Origin of the sequence: Arthrobacter sp. YC-RL1, from assembly GCF_001454985.1 — a bacterium.
Lineage (GTDB): Bacteria > Actinomycetota > Actinomycetes > Actinomycetales > Micrococcaceae > Glutamicibacter > Glutamicibacter soli.
On the sequence record NZ_CP013297.1, the window covers coordinates 1,077,509 to 1,090,851 of the forward strand.

11 protein-coding genes and 2 pseudogenes are annotated in these 13,343 nt (G+C 64.2%); 5 read left to right on the plus strand and 8 right to left on the minus strand.

The window, feature by feature from the left end; translation table 11 throughout:
• The first annotated feature begins 130 nt into the window (after positions 1–130).
• Complete coding sequence (locus tag ATC04_RS04990; protein ID WP_181728127.1) at positions 131–529, plus strand: YccF domain-containing protein; 399 nt, start codon at positions 131–133, stop codon at positions 527–529.
• A 94-nt stretch (positions 530–623) separates the two neighbouring features.
• Here ATC04_RS04990 and ATC04_RS04995 read toward each other — a convergent pair whose 3' ends face one another.
• Both ATC04_RS04995 and ATC04_RS05000 read right to left on the minus strand, forming a co-directional pair.
• On the minus strand, positions 624–1,808 hold the full coding sequence (locus tag ATC04_RS04995; RefSeq protein ID WP_047119863.1) for a TerC family protein: 1,185 nt from the start codon (positions 1,806–1,808) through the stop codon (positions 624–626).
• A gap of 246 nt (positions 1,809–2,054) precedes the next feature.
• Entirely contained in the window at positions 2,055–2,558 is a 504-nt protein-coding gene (locus ATC04_RS05000; RefSeq protein WP_047119862.1) for a DinB family protein, read from the minus strand.
• Positions 2,559–2,704: 146 nt separating this feature from the next.
• Here ATC04_RS05000 and clpB point away from each other — a divergent pair, with 146 nt between their 5' ends.
• Positions 2,705–5,296, plus strand: a complete 2,592-nt coding sequence (clpB, locus tag ATC04_RS05005) for an ATP-dependent chaperone ClpB (RefSeq protein WP_047119861.1) — start codon at positions 2,705–2,707, stop codon at positions 5,294–5,296.
• Between the two features lie 104 nt (positions 5,297–5,400).
• Here clpB and ATC04_RS05010 read toward each other — a convergent pair whose 3' ends face one another.
• Positions 5,401–6,051, minus strand: coding sequence for a septum formation family protein (locus ATC04_RS05010; RefSeq protein ID WP_147407163.1), 651 nt, complete (start codon positions 6,049–6,051; stop codon positions 5,401–5,403).
• A gap of 224 nt (positions 6,052–6,275) precedes the next feature.
• Here ATC04_RS05010 and ATC04_RS18700 point away from each other — a divergent pair, with 224 nt between their 5' ends.
• Positions 6,276–6,494, plus strand: coding sequence for a DUF3073 domain-containing protein (locus ATC04_RS18700; RefSeq protein ID WP_082123962.1), 219 nt, complete (start codon positions 6,276–6,278; stop codon positions 6,492–6,494).
• Between the two features lie 290 nt (positions 6,495–6,784).
• Positions 6,785–7,579 (plus strand): annotated as a pseudogene (locus tag ATC04_RS05015) (Sir2 family NAD-dependent protein deacetylase).
• 5 nt (positions 7,580–7,584) lie between these two features.
• On the opposite strand, the gene ATC04_RS20010 reads toward ATC04_RS05015, so the two are convergent.
• From ATC04_RS20010 to ATC04_RS18705, 3 genes and pseudogenes are all read right to left on the minus strand, one after another.
• Complete coding sequence (locus ATC04_RS20010) at positions 7,585–8,358, minus strand: LuxR family transcriptional regulator (RefSeq protein WP_052772460.1); 774 nt, start codon at positions 8,356–8,358, stop codon at positions 7,585–7,587.
• Between the two features lie 36 nt (positions 8,359–8,394).
• On the minus strand, positions 8,395–8,523 hold the full coding sequence (locus ATC04_RS20015) for a hypothetical protein (protein ID WP_286158841.1): 129 nt from the start codon (positions 8,521–8,523) through the stop codon (positions 8,395–8,397).
• A 623-nt stretch (positions 8,524–9,146) separates the two neighbouring features.
• A pseudogene (locus ATC04_RS18705) lies at positions 9,147–9,785 on the minus strand (transposase); the annotation flags it as partial.
• A gap of 232 nt (positions 9,786–10,017) precedes the next feature.
• On the opposite strand from ATC04_RS18705, the gene ATC04_RS05035 reads away from it, so the two are divergent.
• Positions 10,018–10,443 carry a hypothetical protein gene (locus ATC04_RS05035; protein WP_047119859.1) on the plus strand — a complete coding sequence of 142 codons (426 nt, stop codon included), beginning with the start codon at positions 10,018–10,020 and terminating at the stop codon, positions 10,441–10,443.
• A 118-nt stretch (positions 10,444–10,561) separates the two neighbouring features.
• Here the strand turns inward: ATC04_RS05035 and purM are convergent, their stop codons facing one another.
• Complete coding sequence (gene purM, locus ATC04_RS05040; RefSeq protein WP_047119858.1) at positions 10,562–11,704, minus strand: phosphoribosylformylglycinamidine cyclo-ligase; 1,143 nt, start codon at positions 11,702–11,704, stop codon at positions 10,562–10,564.
• 84 nt (positions 11,705–11,788) lie between these two features.
• Complete coding sequence (gene purF / locus ATC04_RS05045) at positions 11,789–13,312, minus strand: amidophosphoribosyltransferase (RefSeq protein WP_047119857.1); 1,524 nt, start codon at positions 13,310–13,312, stop codon at positions 11,789–11,791.
• Between the last annotated feature and the right edge of the window lie 31 nt (positions 13,313–13,343).

Consider the following 13,343-nt stretch of genomic DNA (forward strand, 5'->3'; position numbering starts at 1 on the left):
TAGCCGAGCGCACCGCATCGATTCTTCCCGGGAGAGTAGGGGATTGGCCACGGTTTCAGGGGAAAATCCGGGCTGTCACCCATGGCGCCCGGGGGAGTCGATGGGGAAGACTGGATCCATGACTGATCTATTGCGGGGAATCCTGAATATCATCTGGCTGCTCTTCGGCGGCCTGTGGCTGGCACTGGGGTATGTCCTGGCTGGCATCATCTGCTGCCTGCTGATCGTGACCATTCCGTTCGGCATCGCTTCATTCCGCATCGCGGGTTACGCGCTGTGGCCCTTCGGCCGCACCGTCGTGGATCGCGGCGCTGTGGGAGCCTTCTCCACGCTGGGCAACGTGATCTGGCTGGTTTTTGCCGGCATCTGGATCGCCATCGGCCACGTGCTTACCGCCATCCCGATGTTCGTGTCGATCATCGGCATCCCGCTGGGCATCGCGAACCTGAAGATGATCCCGGTGTCCCTGATGCCGCTGGGCAAGGTGGTGGTCGCTTCGGACTACTACATCGGGACCATGCGCCGCTAGCGCCTGCCGTTCGGCTCGCACGGATTAAACGGACCGGGGCTGCCCTTCCACGTGGAAGGGCAGCCCCGGTCCGTATTGGCGGTAGATGCCGTTGCTAGCTCTTGAGGTACTCGTCGTGCTGGCGGTGCGCCTCGGTGATTTCGTCGCGGATCTTGTCGATGTCCTTGACCTTGTCGCGGTACTTCTTGTCCATGGACTTCACGTAGGCTTCCTCTTCCAGCAGCTCGGTGTAGATCCGCTCGCGCTCGGCCTGGTCCGCGGTGTAGGAGAGGTCGGTGTAGTTGTTCGCATGGCGGCGTACGTTGTTCACGGCGGTCTGCGCCTTGCCGGCCTTGCTGAACAGGGAGGCGAGGACCGTGACTACCAGGACGCCGATGATCACGCTCAGCGACAGGCCGGTGGTGATCTCGATGACCGATACGTGCTCGCCGCCGTTGATGAACGGCAGGTTGTTCTCATGCAGCGCGTGCAGGATCAGCTTGACGCCGATGAACGCCAGGATCGCAGCCAGGCCGTAGGACAGGTAGATCAGTCGATCCAGCAGGCCGTCAAGCAGGAAGTACAGCTGGCGCAGACCCATCAGGGAGAATGCGGTCGCGGTGAAGACGATGAAGACGTTCTGGGTCAGGCCGAAGATTGCCGGGATCGAGTCCAGGGCGAAGAGGATGTCGGTACCGCCGATGGCCACCATGACCAGCAGCATCGGGGTCAAGACCTTCTTGCCGTCGATCTTGGTGAACAGCTTATCGCCGTCGTACTCGTCGGTGGTGTGGAACAGTTTCTTGGCCAGACGGATGATGAAGTTGTTCGCCTCGTCGGACTCGTCGTCCTTCTTGAGCAGGTTGCCTGCGGTCAGCAGCAGGATCAGGCCGAAGATGTAGAAGACCCAGGCGAACTGGTTGATCAGCGCCGCACCGACGAAGATGAATGCGGTACGGGCAATCAGCGAGAACACGATGCCGAACAGCAGCACCTTCTGCTGGTCCTCGCGTGGCACCTTGAAGCTGGCCATGATGATCAGGAAGACAAACAGGTTGTCGACCGAGAGGGCCTTTTCGGTGATGTAGCCGGCGAAGTATTCGGCGCCCATGTCCACGCCGCCGAAAATGAATACGACGATGCCGAAGATTAAAGCGAGGCCGACGTAGATGCTCGACCAGATGGCCGCTTCACGCAACGACGGAACGTGCGCCTTGCGGATGTGGAAGAAGTAGTCGAATGCCAAAAGTGCGAGGATCACGACAATCGTGATGCCCCAGATCAAAGGAGAAACTCCCATGGGGATTCCTGCTTTCGTAAGTTGGGTACAAGCCATCCAAGTAAGTCTCTTCGCCAACGGAAAATGGTTGGCCGCAGAACCCGGCAAGACTCCTGTGTCTTACGTACTGACGGATCAAACGCTTGTGAATACTCCCTTACGTGGGATCAACTCTATCTTGAGTTTTGCCCTCAGGGAAAGTTCAGGCATGTGCGGTGCGTTGACCGGCGGTGGTTGTTCGACCGGTGGAGCCGCCCATCGCCGGGCCTAGGGAGAGGCATTTCGCGCGGCTAGGACTTGTTCGCGCAGGATGTCCGCGTGTCCGCAGTGCTGCGCCAGTTCACGCAGCATGTGAAGCTGGATCCAGCGCAGGGGCAGCGGCCCCCGCTTGTTCCCGGGGAAGACCGTTTCGCCGGTCGTCCCCTCCAGGACCTGGTGGGTGTGCGCTATTTCTTCGCGATACTCGGCGATGACGCTGGCAATGTTGTCGCCCTCTTCGAGCTTGAACGACTCATCGGGATTCGGGGCGATACCCAAGATGGAGCGGGAACTGCTGGTGGGAGCCTCCCGGAACCAGACCTTCTCGACGAATGTTCCGTGCTTGACCAGCCCGAGCAGCGTGGTGCGCGACGGCACGAGCTGCACTCTGGCCTCCTCTTCGGTGAGGCCGTCGAGGCAATCGAGCAGCATCGCCCGATGCTGGTCGATGAAGGCCTTGACCTGCTCATCGTGTTCGGCGAAGAAAAGCTCTGGTGAGTTCGGGTTAGCCATAGCTCCATTGTTCGCAGGTCGGCTCGGTGAATACAAGGAAAAACTTTTTTGAAATTGTTCGGCGAAAACGGAATAACCCCTGTCAAACAAGAGTTGAGTTAAGTACACTCAAGTTTAAAGGTTCACCCACAAACGAAAGGAAGCGCGTGGACACCAAACTCACTACCAAGAGCCAAGAGGCTCTCTCGGCCTCCGGGATGAACGCATCGACCGCAGGCAATCCCCAGATTGAACCTGCGCACCTGCTCAAGGCGCTGCTGGACCAGCGTGACTCGGTTGCGGTGGCACTGCTGAAGACTGCAGGGTTGGATGTCGACGCGCTTTCGGTGAAGGCGAGCTCGCTGATCAAGGCGCTGCCTTCCAGCTCCGGTTCCTCGGTGGCCCAGGCCCAGTTCTCCCGCCAGCTGTTGCAGGTGGTGAACAACGCTCAGGAGACTGCGACGGAAATGGGTGACACCTACGTCTCCACCGAGCACCTGCTGATCGCACTGGCCAGCGACCAGACCAAGACCGGCGAGGCGCTGCGCGAGATGGGAGTTACCCGCGACCTGCTGGTGGGAACCCTGCCCACCATCCGCGGCGACCGCAAGGTCGACAACCCGAACCCTGAGGCGACCTTCCAGTCCCTGGAGAAGTTCGGCACCGACATGACGGCGCTGGCCCGTGCGGGCAAGCTGGACCCCGTCATCGGACGCGACCGTGAAATCCGCCGTGTGGTGCAGGTGCTTTCGCGCCGCACCAAGAACAACCCGGTGCTGATCGGCGAGCCCGGTGTCGGCAAGACTGCCGTGGTCGAGGGCCTGGCCCAGCGCATGATTGCCGGGGACGTCCCGGAATCGCTGCGCGGCAAGACCCTGATCTCCCTTGACCTGGGTGCCATGGTTGCCGGTGCCAAGTATCGCGGCGAATTCGAGGAGCGCCTGAAGGCGGTTCTGGAAGAGATCAAGTCCTCTGACGGGCAGATCGTCACGTTCATCGACGAGATCCACACCGTGGTCGGTGCTGGCGCCTCCGAAGGCGCCATGGATGCTGGCAACATGCTCAAGCCGATGCTTGCCCGCGGCGAGTTGCGCCTGATCGGTGCTACCACCCTGGACGAGTACCGCGAGAACATCGAGAAAGACCCGGCGCTGGAGCGCCGCTTCGCTCAGGTGTACGTGGGGGAGCCGAGCGTGGATGACACCATTGCCATCCTGCGCGGCCTGAAGGAACGCTATGAAGCGCACCACAAGGTGTCCATCGCGGACTCCGCGCTGGTTGCCGCCGCCGCGCTGTCCAATCGGTACATCTCCGGGCGCCAGCTGCCGGACAAGGCCATCGACCTGGTCGACGAGGCAGCCAGCCGCCTGCGCATGGAGATCGACTCCGCCCCGGAGGAGATCGACGAGCTGCGCCGCGAAGTCGACCGGCTCACCATGGAGGAGCTGGCGCTGAGCGATGAAACCGATCCCGCATCGGTGGAACGCTTGGAGGCCCTGCGCAAGGACATGGCCGACAAGAAGGAGAAGCTCGACGCCCTGAACTCGCAGTGGGAAGCCGAAAAGGCAGGCCTGAACCGGGTCGGCGACCTGAAGGTCAAGCTGGATGAGCTGCGCTCCGAGGCAGAGAAGTACCAGCGCGAAGGCGACCTGGAGAAGGCCTCGCGCCTGCTCTACGGCGAGATCCCGACGCTCCAGCAGGAGCTGGACGCCGCCGCGGCCGCCGAAGCGCATGGCGCCAAGGAGCACACCATGGTGGCCGACGAGGTCACCGCGGATGACATTGCCGAGGTGATCTCCGCCTGGACCGGCATCCCTGCCGGGCGCATGCTGCAGGGCGAAAGCCAGAAGCTGCTGGACATGGAGGAGATCATCGGGCAGCGCCTGATGGGCCAGAAGCAGGCAGTGGCTGCGGTCTCGGATGCGGTGCGCCGCACCCGTGCAGGCATCGCCGACCCGAACCGTCCGACCGGCTCCTTCCTGTTCCTCGGCCCCACCGGCGTGGGCAAGACGGAGCTGGCCAAGTCCCTAGCCGACTTCCTCTTCGACGACCCGCGCGCCATGGTGCGCATCGACATGTCCGAGTACTCGGAGAAGCACGCGGTCTCGCGACTGGTCGGTGCCCCTCCGGGCTACGTGGGCTACGAAGAGGGCGGCCAGCTGACCGAAGCGGTGCGCCGCCGGCCGTACTCGGTGATCCTGCTCGACGAAGTCGAGAAGGCCCACCCCGAGGTCTTCGACATCCTGCTGCAGGTGCTCGACGACGGACGGCTGACCGATGGGCAGGGACGTACGGTGGACTTCAGGAACACCATCCTGATCCTGACCTCCAACCTGGGCTCCCAGTTCCTGGTGGACCAGACCCTGGATGCCGAGACCAAGAAGGCGGCGGTGATGAACGTGGTCAACGCTTCGTTCAAGCCGGAGTTCCTGAACCGCCTGGACGAGGTCATCATGTTCGACCCGCTGAGCATCGACGAGCTGGGCAACATCGTCAAGCTGCAGATCGACCAGCTCTCCGAGCGCCTGTCCGAACGGCGACTGACCCTTGACGTGGATCCGGCCGCCAGCGAATGGCTCGCCTTGACCGGGTACGACCCGGCCTTCGGTGCCCGCCCGCTGCGCCGTCTGGTGCAGCGTGAGATTGGCGACCGGCTGGCCAAGGAAATCCTTGCCGGCGAGGTCCAGGACGGGGACACCGTTTCGGTCACGCTGGACGAGGGCAAGGACCGGCTGACCGTAGGACGCGCCGACAGCTAGCCTTCACGGGCCGTGAACAAAAGGGATGCGGTGTGAAGACCTCGTGGTCTTCACACCGCATTCCGGTATCCTGCGGCATCGGCCCAGCAGCGCCGAGAGCCGACTTAGGCGTTGGCGTTTTCCGTTTCCCTGGTCTTGTCCTCGGACGGGTTCGAAGCGGAGCTTCCCGGCTCATCCGAGGCAGGCAGCAGCGAACTGCGCACGTTGCCGTCGGTCAGGCTCAGGAAGCAGGAGACCAACCGGTCACCCTTTTCCCACGTGGCCTTCGACGGCCGCGAGAAGTGGTAAGTCCAGGTGGAGTCGATTCCCGCGCTTGGGTCCAAGGAGACCGACTTGCACAGGTCCTCGGACTGGGTCAGCAGCTCGTCCGCGCCGGGGTAGGGTGCCTCGGGGGCGCCCTCAAGCTCGAAGGTGCCGATCAGCTGCGCGTTATGGGAGGAATCGCAGGTTACTACGGTCTGCGGATCCAGCGGCGTGGTGAAACCCCGCAAGCAGTCGCCGAGCACCAGCTGCTCCGGCGGCATGCCCTCGGCGATGACGCCGTCCAGGCCGGGTGCCTCATTGCGCTGCACGTTGTTCGCCTCTGGCGAAGGCGGCGGATCAATGATTCTGAGCACTACGAAAACCACGGCAGCTGCTAAGGCGATGACGGCTGCGGCCAGCAGGAACCACTGCCCGATCTGACGCTTGGGTTTCTCCGGTTCCGGGCGCAACGGCGGCAGTGCGGCCTGCGGCTCCGGGAGATTCTTATCCACCACCTGATGAGCTCCTTTGTCAGCGGATCGGGCGAGAACTGCGACTAGTCATAAAATAGTCGTTGGACTAATCGCCAGTCTAGCGGTTCTGACCGGTGTTGCGTTCAGCGCTCGCCGTGGAATCGTGTTAACCTTTAATTACGAAAGAACTGATCACATATTCGGGGGCCTCCATCTATTAGGTGGACCACCTCCCGACTCTACTGAAAAGAGGGGGTCACGCCATGGGGCGCGGCCGTCAAAAGGCTAAAGCACAGCGTCAAGCGCGAGATATCAAGTACTACTCGCCCTCGACGGACCTTTCGGCACTCCAACGCGAGTTGGGTGTGCCCTCCGATCGTCATGCTCAGGATACTGGGCGTAATGATTCATCGTATGACGACGATTATTCGGATTACGACGAGTTGACTAAGAAGTATTCGGGAGAAGGCGAAGACGACTAAGGTCGTCGACGTTTACCGGGATACTTTTAGCTCGGGGTGCCACACCTGTGCAGTAAGTGGTACAGCTCTTCAATACATTTTTACGATAAGCCGCAGCGAATAAGCTAAATTAGCTTTGAGGTCGCTGCGGCCTTTGTCGTACCCGGAACGGTGAAAGGTCGAACATGAGCACGCCCGAGGAACTCTCGATCCAGATGGCGCACCACTCGGCGATCCGCTCCATGCAGCGCATCGTGGAACAGCAGGCCGAGGCATCACCCGAGGCCGAAGCCCGCGACGGGGTGCAATCCATGCTGGACGAGGGCAAGGTTCTGGTGGTCACCGGGGCCGGCGTCTCCACCGATTCGGGCATCCCGGACTACCGCGGTCCCAACGGCTCGCTGCAACGGCACCGGCCGATGACCTTCCAGGAGTTCCGCTACCGCCCCGAGGCCCGCCAGCGCTACTGGGCGCGCGGCTACGTGGGCTGGCGGCACATGGGCAATGCCGAACCAAACGACATCCATCGGCGTCTGGTCCAGTGGGAGCGCGAGGGTCGGATCAACGGGATCATCACCCAGAACGTCGACGGGCTGCACCAGCAGGCCGGATCCCGGCGCGTGATCCCGGTGCACGGCGACCTGTCGATCGTGCGCTGCCTGGACTGCGGCCACACCGAGGACCGGCTGCACTTTGAAGCGCGCCTGCAGGCGGCCAACACAGGATACCTGGAAGCGGTGGAAATCGACCCCGAAGCGGTCAATCCGGACGGGGACGTGGAACTGCCGTAGTACCTGGTGGACCAGTTCGCCATGGTCGCCTGCGAGAACTGCGGTTCGCTGGTTCTCAAGCCTGACGTGGTCTACTTCGGCGAAAGCGTGCCGCCGGCCCGCAAGGAAGCCATGGCGCAGCTGCAGGCGGAATCCACCTCGCTGCTGGTGCTCGGTTCCTCGCTGGCCGTGATGAGCGGCTACCGCATCCTGCTGGACTTCGTGAAGCTGGGGCTTCCGGTCGCGCTGATTACCAACGGGCACGTGCGCGGCGAACAGAAGGCGACCTGGCGTTGGCGGGTTCCGTTGGGGCAGGCGCTGGACCAGCTCTCCTAGCCTCGCTAGGCAAGGTGGTGGGCGAAGGTCCAGGCGGCCGCCGCGGTGCGCGACCCCACATCGAGCTTGGCGAAGATGTTGCTCAGGTGCCGGGCCACGGTCTTTTCGCTGAGATACAGCTGCGCGGCGATGTCCCGGTTGCTGCGCCCGGCGGCCACCAGCTGCAGTACCTGCACCTCCCGCTCGGTGAGCCCGACGGGATACCGGCCCGGTAGGGGAACCGGCAGCTGGTTTTGGGCCTCCCTCGCCTCGGGCAGTGCGCCCAAGCGCCGGAACGTGTCTGCGGCGGCCTGTAATTCAGCGTGGGCTGACCCCTGGTCGCCCAGCTGGCGCAGTGCACACCCCGGCACGAGCCTCGACCGGGCGGCCCGGTACGGGCAACCGACCCGGTCCCAGCCCTGGATCGCCTTGCGTGCGTAGAGCAGTACCGCCGGCGCATCGCCGCGGGCCAGCTCCAGGCAGGCATAAGCATGGGCGGCCGCGGCCAGCGCACTCTCGCACCCCGACTGCTGGGCCAGCGGCTCCAGCTCGGCAGCCAGCGCGCCCGCGTGTTCGGTGTCGCCCGCCATCAGGAACACGTCGTTTGCCTGGGGCAGCAGCCGGTTCCGTTGCGCGGGAACGGTGCGCACGCGCAGGCAGCGTTCGACCGCGGCCACCGCGGCCTGGGTGTCGCCCCTCCCGGCCCACAACCGCGCCAGCCCCGGCTGCGGGTCGCCGCCGTGCTCGGCCGAGACCTGGTAGGCCTGCTCCGCGGCGGCCAGTTCGCCGTAGATGAGCATCAAGTCCCCGCGTTCGCGTTCGGCCGCCCCCGCCGCCTAGATTTGGGAGTTGCTCTCGAAGCGCCGGCCGGCAGCGGAGAATTCCTCCATGGCTTCGTTCCACGCACCGCGCAGCGCCAGGAGCTGCCCGGTGTACAGCGCGCATTCACCTCCGAACGCGGTCATTCCCGGGTTGCTGCGTCGCCACTGGTCCAGGGTGTGTTTCGGCTTTTTGGAACTAGGCCATTAAGGCGGCGAGGCCAGGCCATTTCAGTGGCCTAAAGTAGACCATTTCGGCGCATGGGTTACCACCATGGTCATGCTCAACTACCTGACTGCTTTCAGCGGGGGTCAACCTTGCTTCGGGGATTGCTACTTCTGGGAGGGCTGCTTTACTGTCTCTTGCGGCTCGATGACTATGATCATGCGTTGCCCCTTTGTGTGACTAGGGCGTTCTTCACATGATGTTCCAACGGCCTCGGGGCACCATGGATTTCTACAGGTGCTGTCACTCTGCTCCGGAGTGCTGTTGATGAGTTGAGAGCTACTGGAAATGAGGATCCTGAGCCGGTGACTTAGCATTTATGAATCTCCTAGTCAGGAGGATTTGTTGGGGTGGGATGAAATGGCCTAAGTTCGCGCTGAATTGGCCCACTGTCTTAGCGCTTTAATGGCCTAGTTCTAGAAGCCGAAACACATCCAGGGCCGCGGTCCATTCGCCGACCCGTTCGAAGGCCCCGATCTCTTGGCAAGCCTCGATGGCGGCGCACCAGATCAGCCCGTTGGGGATGGGGGCCCTATGTATTTTGTCAAGCAACTTCCGGCACCGGGGCATCGTAAAGCGACCCGTCGCGGATCATTGTGAACATGACCGTTAGCCTCCGGTGGGCCAGCGCGAGGAGCGCCTGGTTGTGGCGTTTGCCCTGAGCCCGTTTCCGGTCATAGTAGGCGTGGCTGGCCGGGTCGAAACGGATGGACGCGAACGCTGAGAGGAACAACGCTCGTTTCAGGCGTCTGTTGCCTGAATGGCTGACCCGTCCGGACTTATTCGAGGTGCCCGACTGACGGGAGGTTGGCGCCAGCCCGGCATAGGAGGCCAGTGCTGCGGCACTGTCGAAGGTCTTGCCGGAGGTCTAGGCGATGAAGATCGCAGTGGCCCTGACGGCGACCCCTGGCATGGAAGTCAGGACCGGGTAAAGAGGGTGCGCCCGACCCATGGCTTCAAGATGCGTGGCCACGTCGGTCCGCTGGGCATGCAAGGCGATCAGCTGCCGGGCCAGGTGCGGAATGACCAAACCGGCGGCCTCGGTGCCAACCACGACTGCTGTCTGCTCATCCACGGCGTCCAAGATGGTGTTGGCCCACGCGGTGTGCCGGCGGGCTCCGTGCTTTGTGAGCTTCGCGTTGATCCTGGCCTGGCCGACATGCTTTAGCTGGGCCGGGGCGGGCTGGCGGTCGGCGGGAAGTCCCCGGACCGTTCACGCAGTCCACGCTACGGGCGGCGCAGGATCCGCGCGTTGGGCGGATCACCCATCATGCGGAGGAGGCCATGGGTCAACTTACCCAGACGCAAGGCCCGAGGCGAGGGCATTTCGCGTCGCGGCCAGCCTTGCCGCACCGGCCCGGGCAGAAGCTCATCGGGCACCGGCTGCCGACGGCAGTCACCTGCATAATTGATGCATGTGCCAAACCGTGCTCTGGGCGATCAACGCCCACTCGTTTACTGAGCGATTCGTCGCAGAAACCGCATCGCGGCTGGGCGTCGCCCCGCAGGACACCGAGCTGCGGATCAAGTCTTCACGCGTCCGCAGCAGCTCCAGGCACTTTGAACTGGTGCCGAACATGTGCAACTGCGGGAGCCTGGTGGGGCTCGGCCCCGGGAAAAAGCCCAGCGACGGACTCGACCCGCAGACCCTGATCGCCTGGCTGCACGTACTGCCAAGCATCGCCGAGCACGTGTCGCGAATCGCCATCCTCAATTGCTGGAGCCCGGCGGAAGCGGAGATTGTTCCGCGCCGAGCCTCGGGGATCCAAGTCTCGCAGCTTGCGGAGCAGTCGTTGCGATCGCTGCCGAGGGACTCGCTGCTGACCATCGACTACCGCTGAATCGATTCCTGTACGCCGGCCACGCGGAACCCATCCGGTTAATCATGCGTGTCGGGAAACGCAAAACCCCCTGCATGCCGGCCTTCCGGCCGGTATGCAGGGGGTTGAAGCGTTAGCCCTACTTGGCGTAGCTGCCGGTCAGCAGCACTGCGCCGCCGTCCACGCCCTTGGCGCCCTGGACGAAGTCCAGGCCTGCGGCGGAAGCCGACGGATCCAGGTTCTCGACCTCGCCCATGACCCAGGCGCCCATGCCCGCGGCGTTGAGCAGTTCGACGGCGCGGTCGGCCACGGCAGGATCCACGACGGCGACCATGCCCACACCCAGGTTCAGGGTGCGTTCAAGGTCGGCCTGCGGCACGTTGCCCAGCTGCGCGATGGTGGAGAAGACCGCAGGCAGCGACCAGGTCGAGCGGTCCACGCGGGCCATCAGGCCCTGCGGGAGCACGCGGGCCAGGTTGGCGGCCAGGCCGCCGCCAGTGACGTGGCTGAAGCCGTGCACGCCGAAGTTCTCTCCGTCGTTCAGGGCGCCGACCAGATCCAGGCAGGCGCTGGTGTAGATGCGGGTCGGAACCAGCAGTTCCTCGCCCAGGGTGCGGCCGAACTCGGCGACCTCCCGGTCGAGCTCCCACTTGGCGTGGGCGATGACGCGGCGCACCAGCGAGTAGCCGTTGGAGTGGATGCCGGAGGAGGCCATGCCGATGACCACGTCGCCGGCCTTCACGCGTTCCGGGCCCAGCAGCTGGTCTGCCTCGATGACGCCGGTGGCGGCGCCTGCCACGTCGTACTCGTTCTCGGCCAGCAGCCCCGGGTGCTCGGCGGTTTCGCCGCCGACCAGCGCGGTGCCTGCCAGCTTGCAGCCCTCGGCGATGCCGCGCACGATGTCGGCGATGCGCTCCGGAACGACCTTGCCGGTGGCGATGTAGTCGGTCATGAACAGCGGCTTGGCGCCGACCACAACGATGTCGTCCACGACCATGCCGACCAGGTCCTGGCCGATGGTGTCGTGGATGTCCAGCTTCTGGGCGATGGCGACCTTGGTGCCCACGCCGTCGGTGGAGGTGGCCAGGTACGGCTTCTTGTAGCCGGTCAGGAAGGAGACGTCGAAGAGTCCTGCGAAGCCGCCGACCCCGCCGACAACGCCGGAGGTGTGGGTCGCCTTGATCGCGCCCTTCATCAGCTCGACCGCGCGGTCGCCGGCTTCGACGTCTACACCTGCGCCGGCGTACGTGATGGACGTGGGCTGATCTTGCGTGCCGCTCATGGCAGGGGGTTCCTATCTGTCGTGGACACCGCAGCTGTGCTGAGGTGCGCTTGCAACGAGGTGGGTTACGTGGGTGGGCGTGGGCTAGAGGGTGACTTCGAGCTCGGAGTCCGGGCCCGGCTCGCAGCCGGCCTGGTTGGCGGCTTCCAGCAGGTTCTTGCCGCGGCGGGTGGCATCCGGCAGGGCGATCGGGTAGTCGCCGGTGAAGCAGGCGGTGCACAGGCGCTCGCGCGGCTGGCGGGTGGCCTCGATCATGCCGTCCTCGGAGATGTAGGCCAGCGAGTCCGCGCCAATCGACTTGCCGATTTCCTCCACGGCGGCGCCGTTGGCGATCAGCTCCGCGCGGGTGGCGAAGTCGATGCCGTAGAAGCAGGGCCACTTCACCGGAGGGGAGGAGATCTTCACATGAACCTCGGCCGCGCCGGCCTCGCGCAGCATGCGCACCACGGCGCGCTGGGTGTTGCCGCGCACGATCGAGTCGTCCACCACTACCACGCGCTTGCCGCGCAGCACGGTCTCCAGGGCGTTGAGCTTGAGCTTGATGCCCAGCTGGCGCAGGGTCTGCGACGGCTGGATGAAGGTGCGGCCCACGTAGGCGTTCTTCACGAAGCCGTGGGTGAACGGGATGCCGGATTCCTCGGCGTAGCCGATGGCCGCCGGGGTGCCGGATTCCGGCACCGGGATCACGATGTCAGCCTCGGCGGAGTTCTCGCGGGCCAGCTGGCGGCCCATCTCCACCCGCGATTCGTAGACCGAACGGCCGGCGATGGTGGCATCCGGGCGGGCCAGGTACACGTACTCGAAGACGCAGCCCTTGGGGGTGGCTTCTGCGAAGCGGGTGGAGCGCACGCCGTTCTCGTCGATGGCGATCATTTCGCCCGGCTCGATCTCGCGGATGAACGAGGCGCCCACGGTGGCCAGGGCGGGCTGCTCGGAGGCGACAACCCAGCCGCGGTCCAGACGGCCGAGCACCAGCGGGCGGATGCCGTGCGGGTCGCGGGCTGCGTAGAGGGTGTCCTCGTCCATGAAGACGAAGCAGAAGGCGCCTTCGATCTTCGGCAGCAGCTCCAGGGCGGTGTCTTCCAGGCTCTGGCCTTCGGAACCGGCCAGCAGCGCGGTGACCAGCGCGGTGTCGGTGGTGTTGCCCTGGGCGAGCTCGCCGCGGACCTTGCCGCCTTCGGCGAGCTGCTTGGCGCGGACCATGTCCGCCAGATCTGCCGAGTTGGTGAGGTTGCCGTTGTGGGCCAGGGCCACGGTGCCAGTGGTGGTCGGGCCCAGGGTCGGCTGCGCGTTGGCCCAGTGGCTGGAGCCGGTGGTGGAGTAGCGGCAGTGGCCGATGGCCAGCTGGCCGGTCATGGAGTTCAGGGTGTTCTCGTCGAAGACCTGGGAGACGAGGCCCATGTCCTTGTAGACGTTGATGCGTGCACCATCAGAGGTTGCGATGCCAGCGGATTCCTGGCCTCGGTGCTGCAGTGCATAAAGACCGTAATAGGTCAGCTTCGCGACTTCTTCACCCGGAGCCCAGACGCCGAAGACGCCGCATTCATCCTGCGGCCCCTTCTCGCCCGGAAGGAGGTCGTGATTTAGAAATCCATCGCCACGCGCCATGTAATTATTCTCTCATGTTTCTCAGAGGTCG

Excerpts from the sequence above, each read along its gene's own strand:
- purF (WP_047119857.1), bottom strand. The coding sequence starts at position 13,312 with ATGGCGCGTGGCGATGGATTTCTAAATCACGACCTCCTTCCGGGCGAG.
- ATC04_RS20015 (WP_286158841.1), bottom strand. The coding sequence starts at position 8,523 with ATGACCGCGTTCGGAGGTGAATGCGCGCTGTACACCGGGCAGCTCCTG.
- ATC04_RS04995 (WP_047119863.1), bottom strand. The coding sequence starts at position 1,808 with ATGGGAGTTTCTCCTTTGATCTGGGGCATCACGATTGTCGTGATCCTC.
- purM (WP_047119858.1), bottom strand. The coding sequence starts at position 11,704 with ATGAGCGGCACGCAAGATCAGCCCACGTCCATCACGTACGCCGGCGCA.
- ATC04_RS18700 (WP_082123962.1), top strand. The coding sequence starts at position 6,276 with ATGGGGCGCGGCCGTCAAAAGGCTAAAGCACAGCGTCAAGCGCGAGAT.
- ATC04_RS05000 (WP_047119862.1), bottom strand. The coding sequence starts at position 2,558 with ATGGCTAACCCGAACTCACCAGAGCTTTTCTTCGCCGAACACGATGAG.
- ATC04_RS20010 (WP_052772460.1), bottom strand. The coding sequence starts at position 8,358 with ATGCTCATCTACGGCGAACTGGCCGCCGCGGAGCAGGCCTACCAGGTC.
- ATC04_RS05035 (WP_047119859.1), top strand. The coding sequence starts at position 10,018 with ATGTGCCAAACCGTGCTCTGGGCGATCAACGCCCACTCGTTTACTGAG.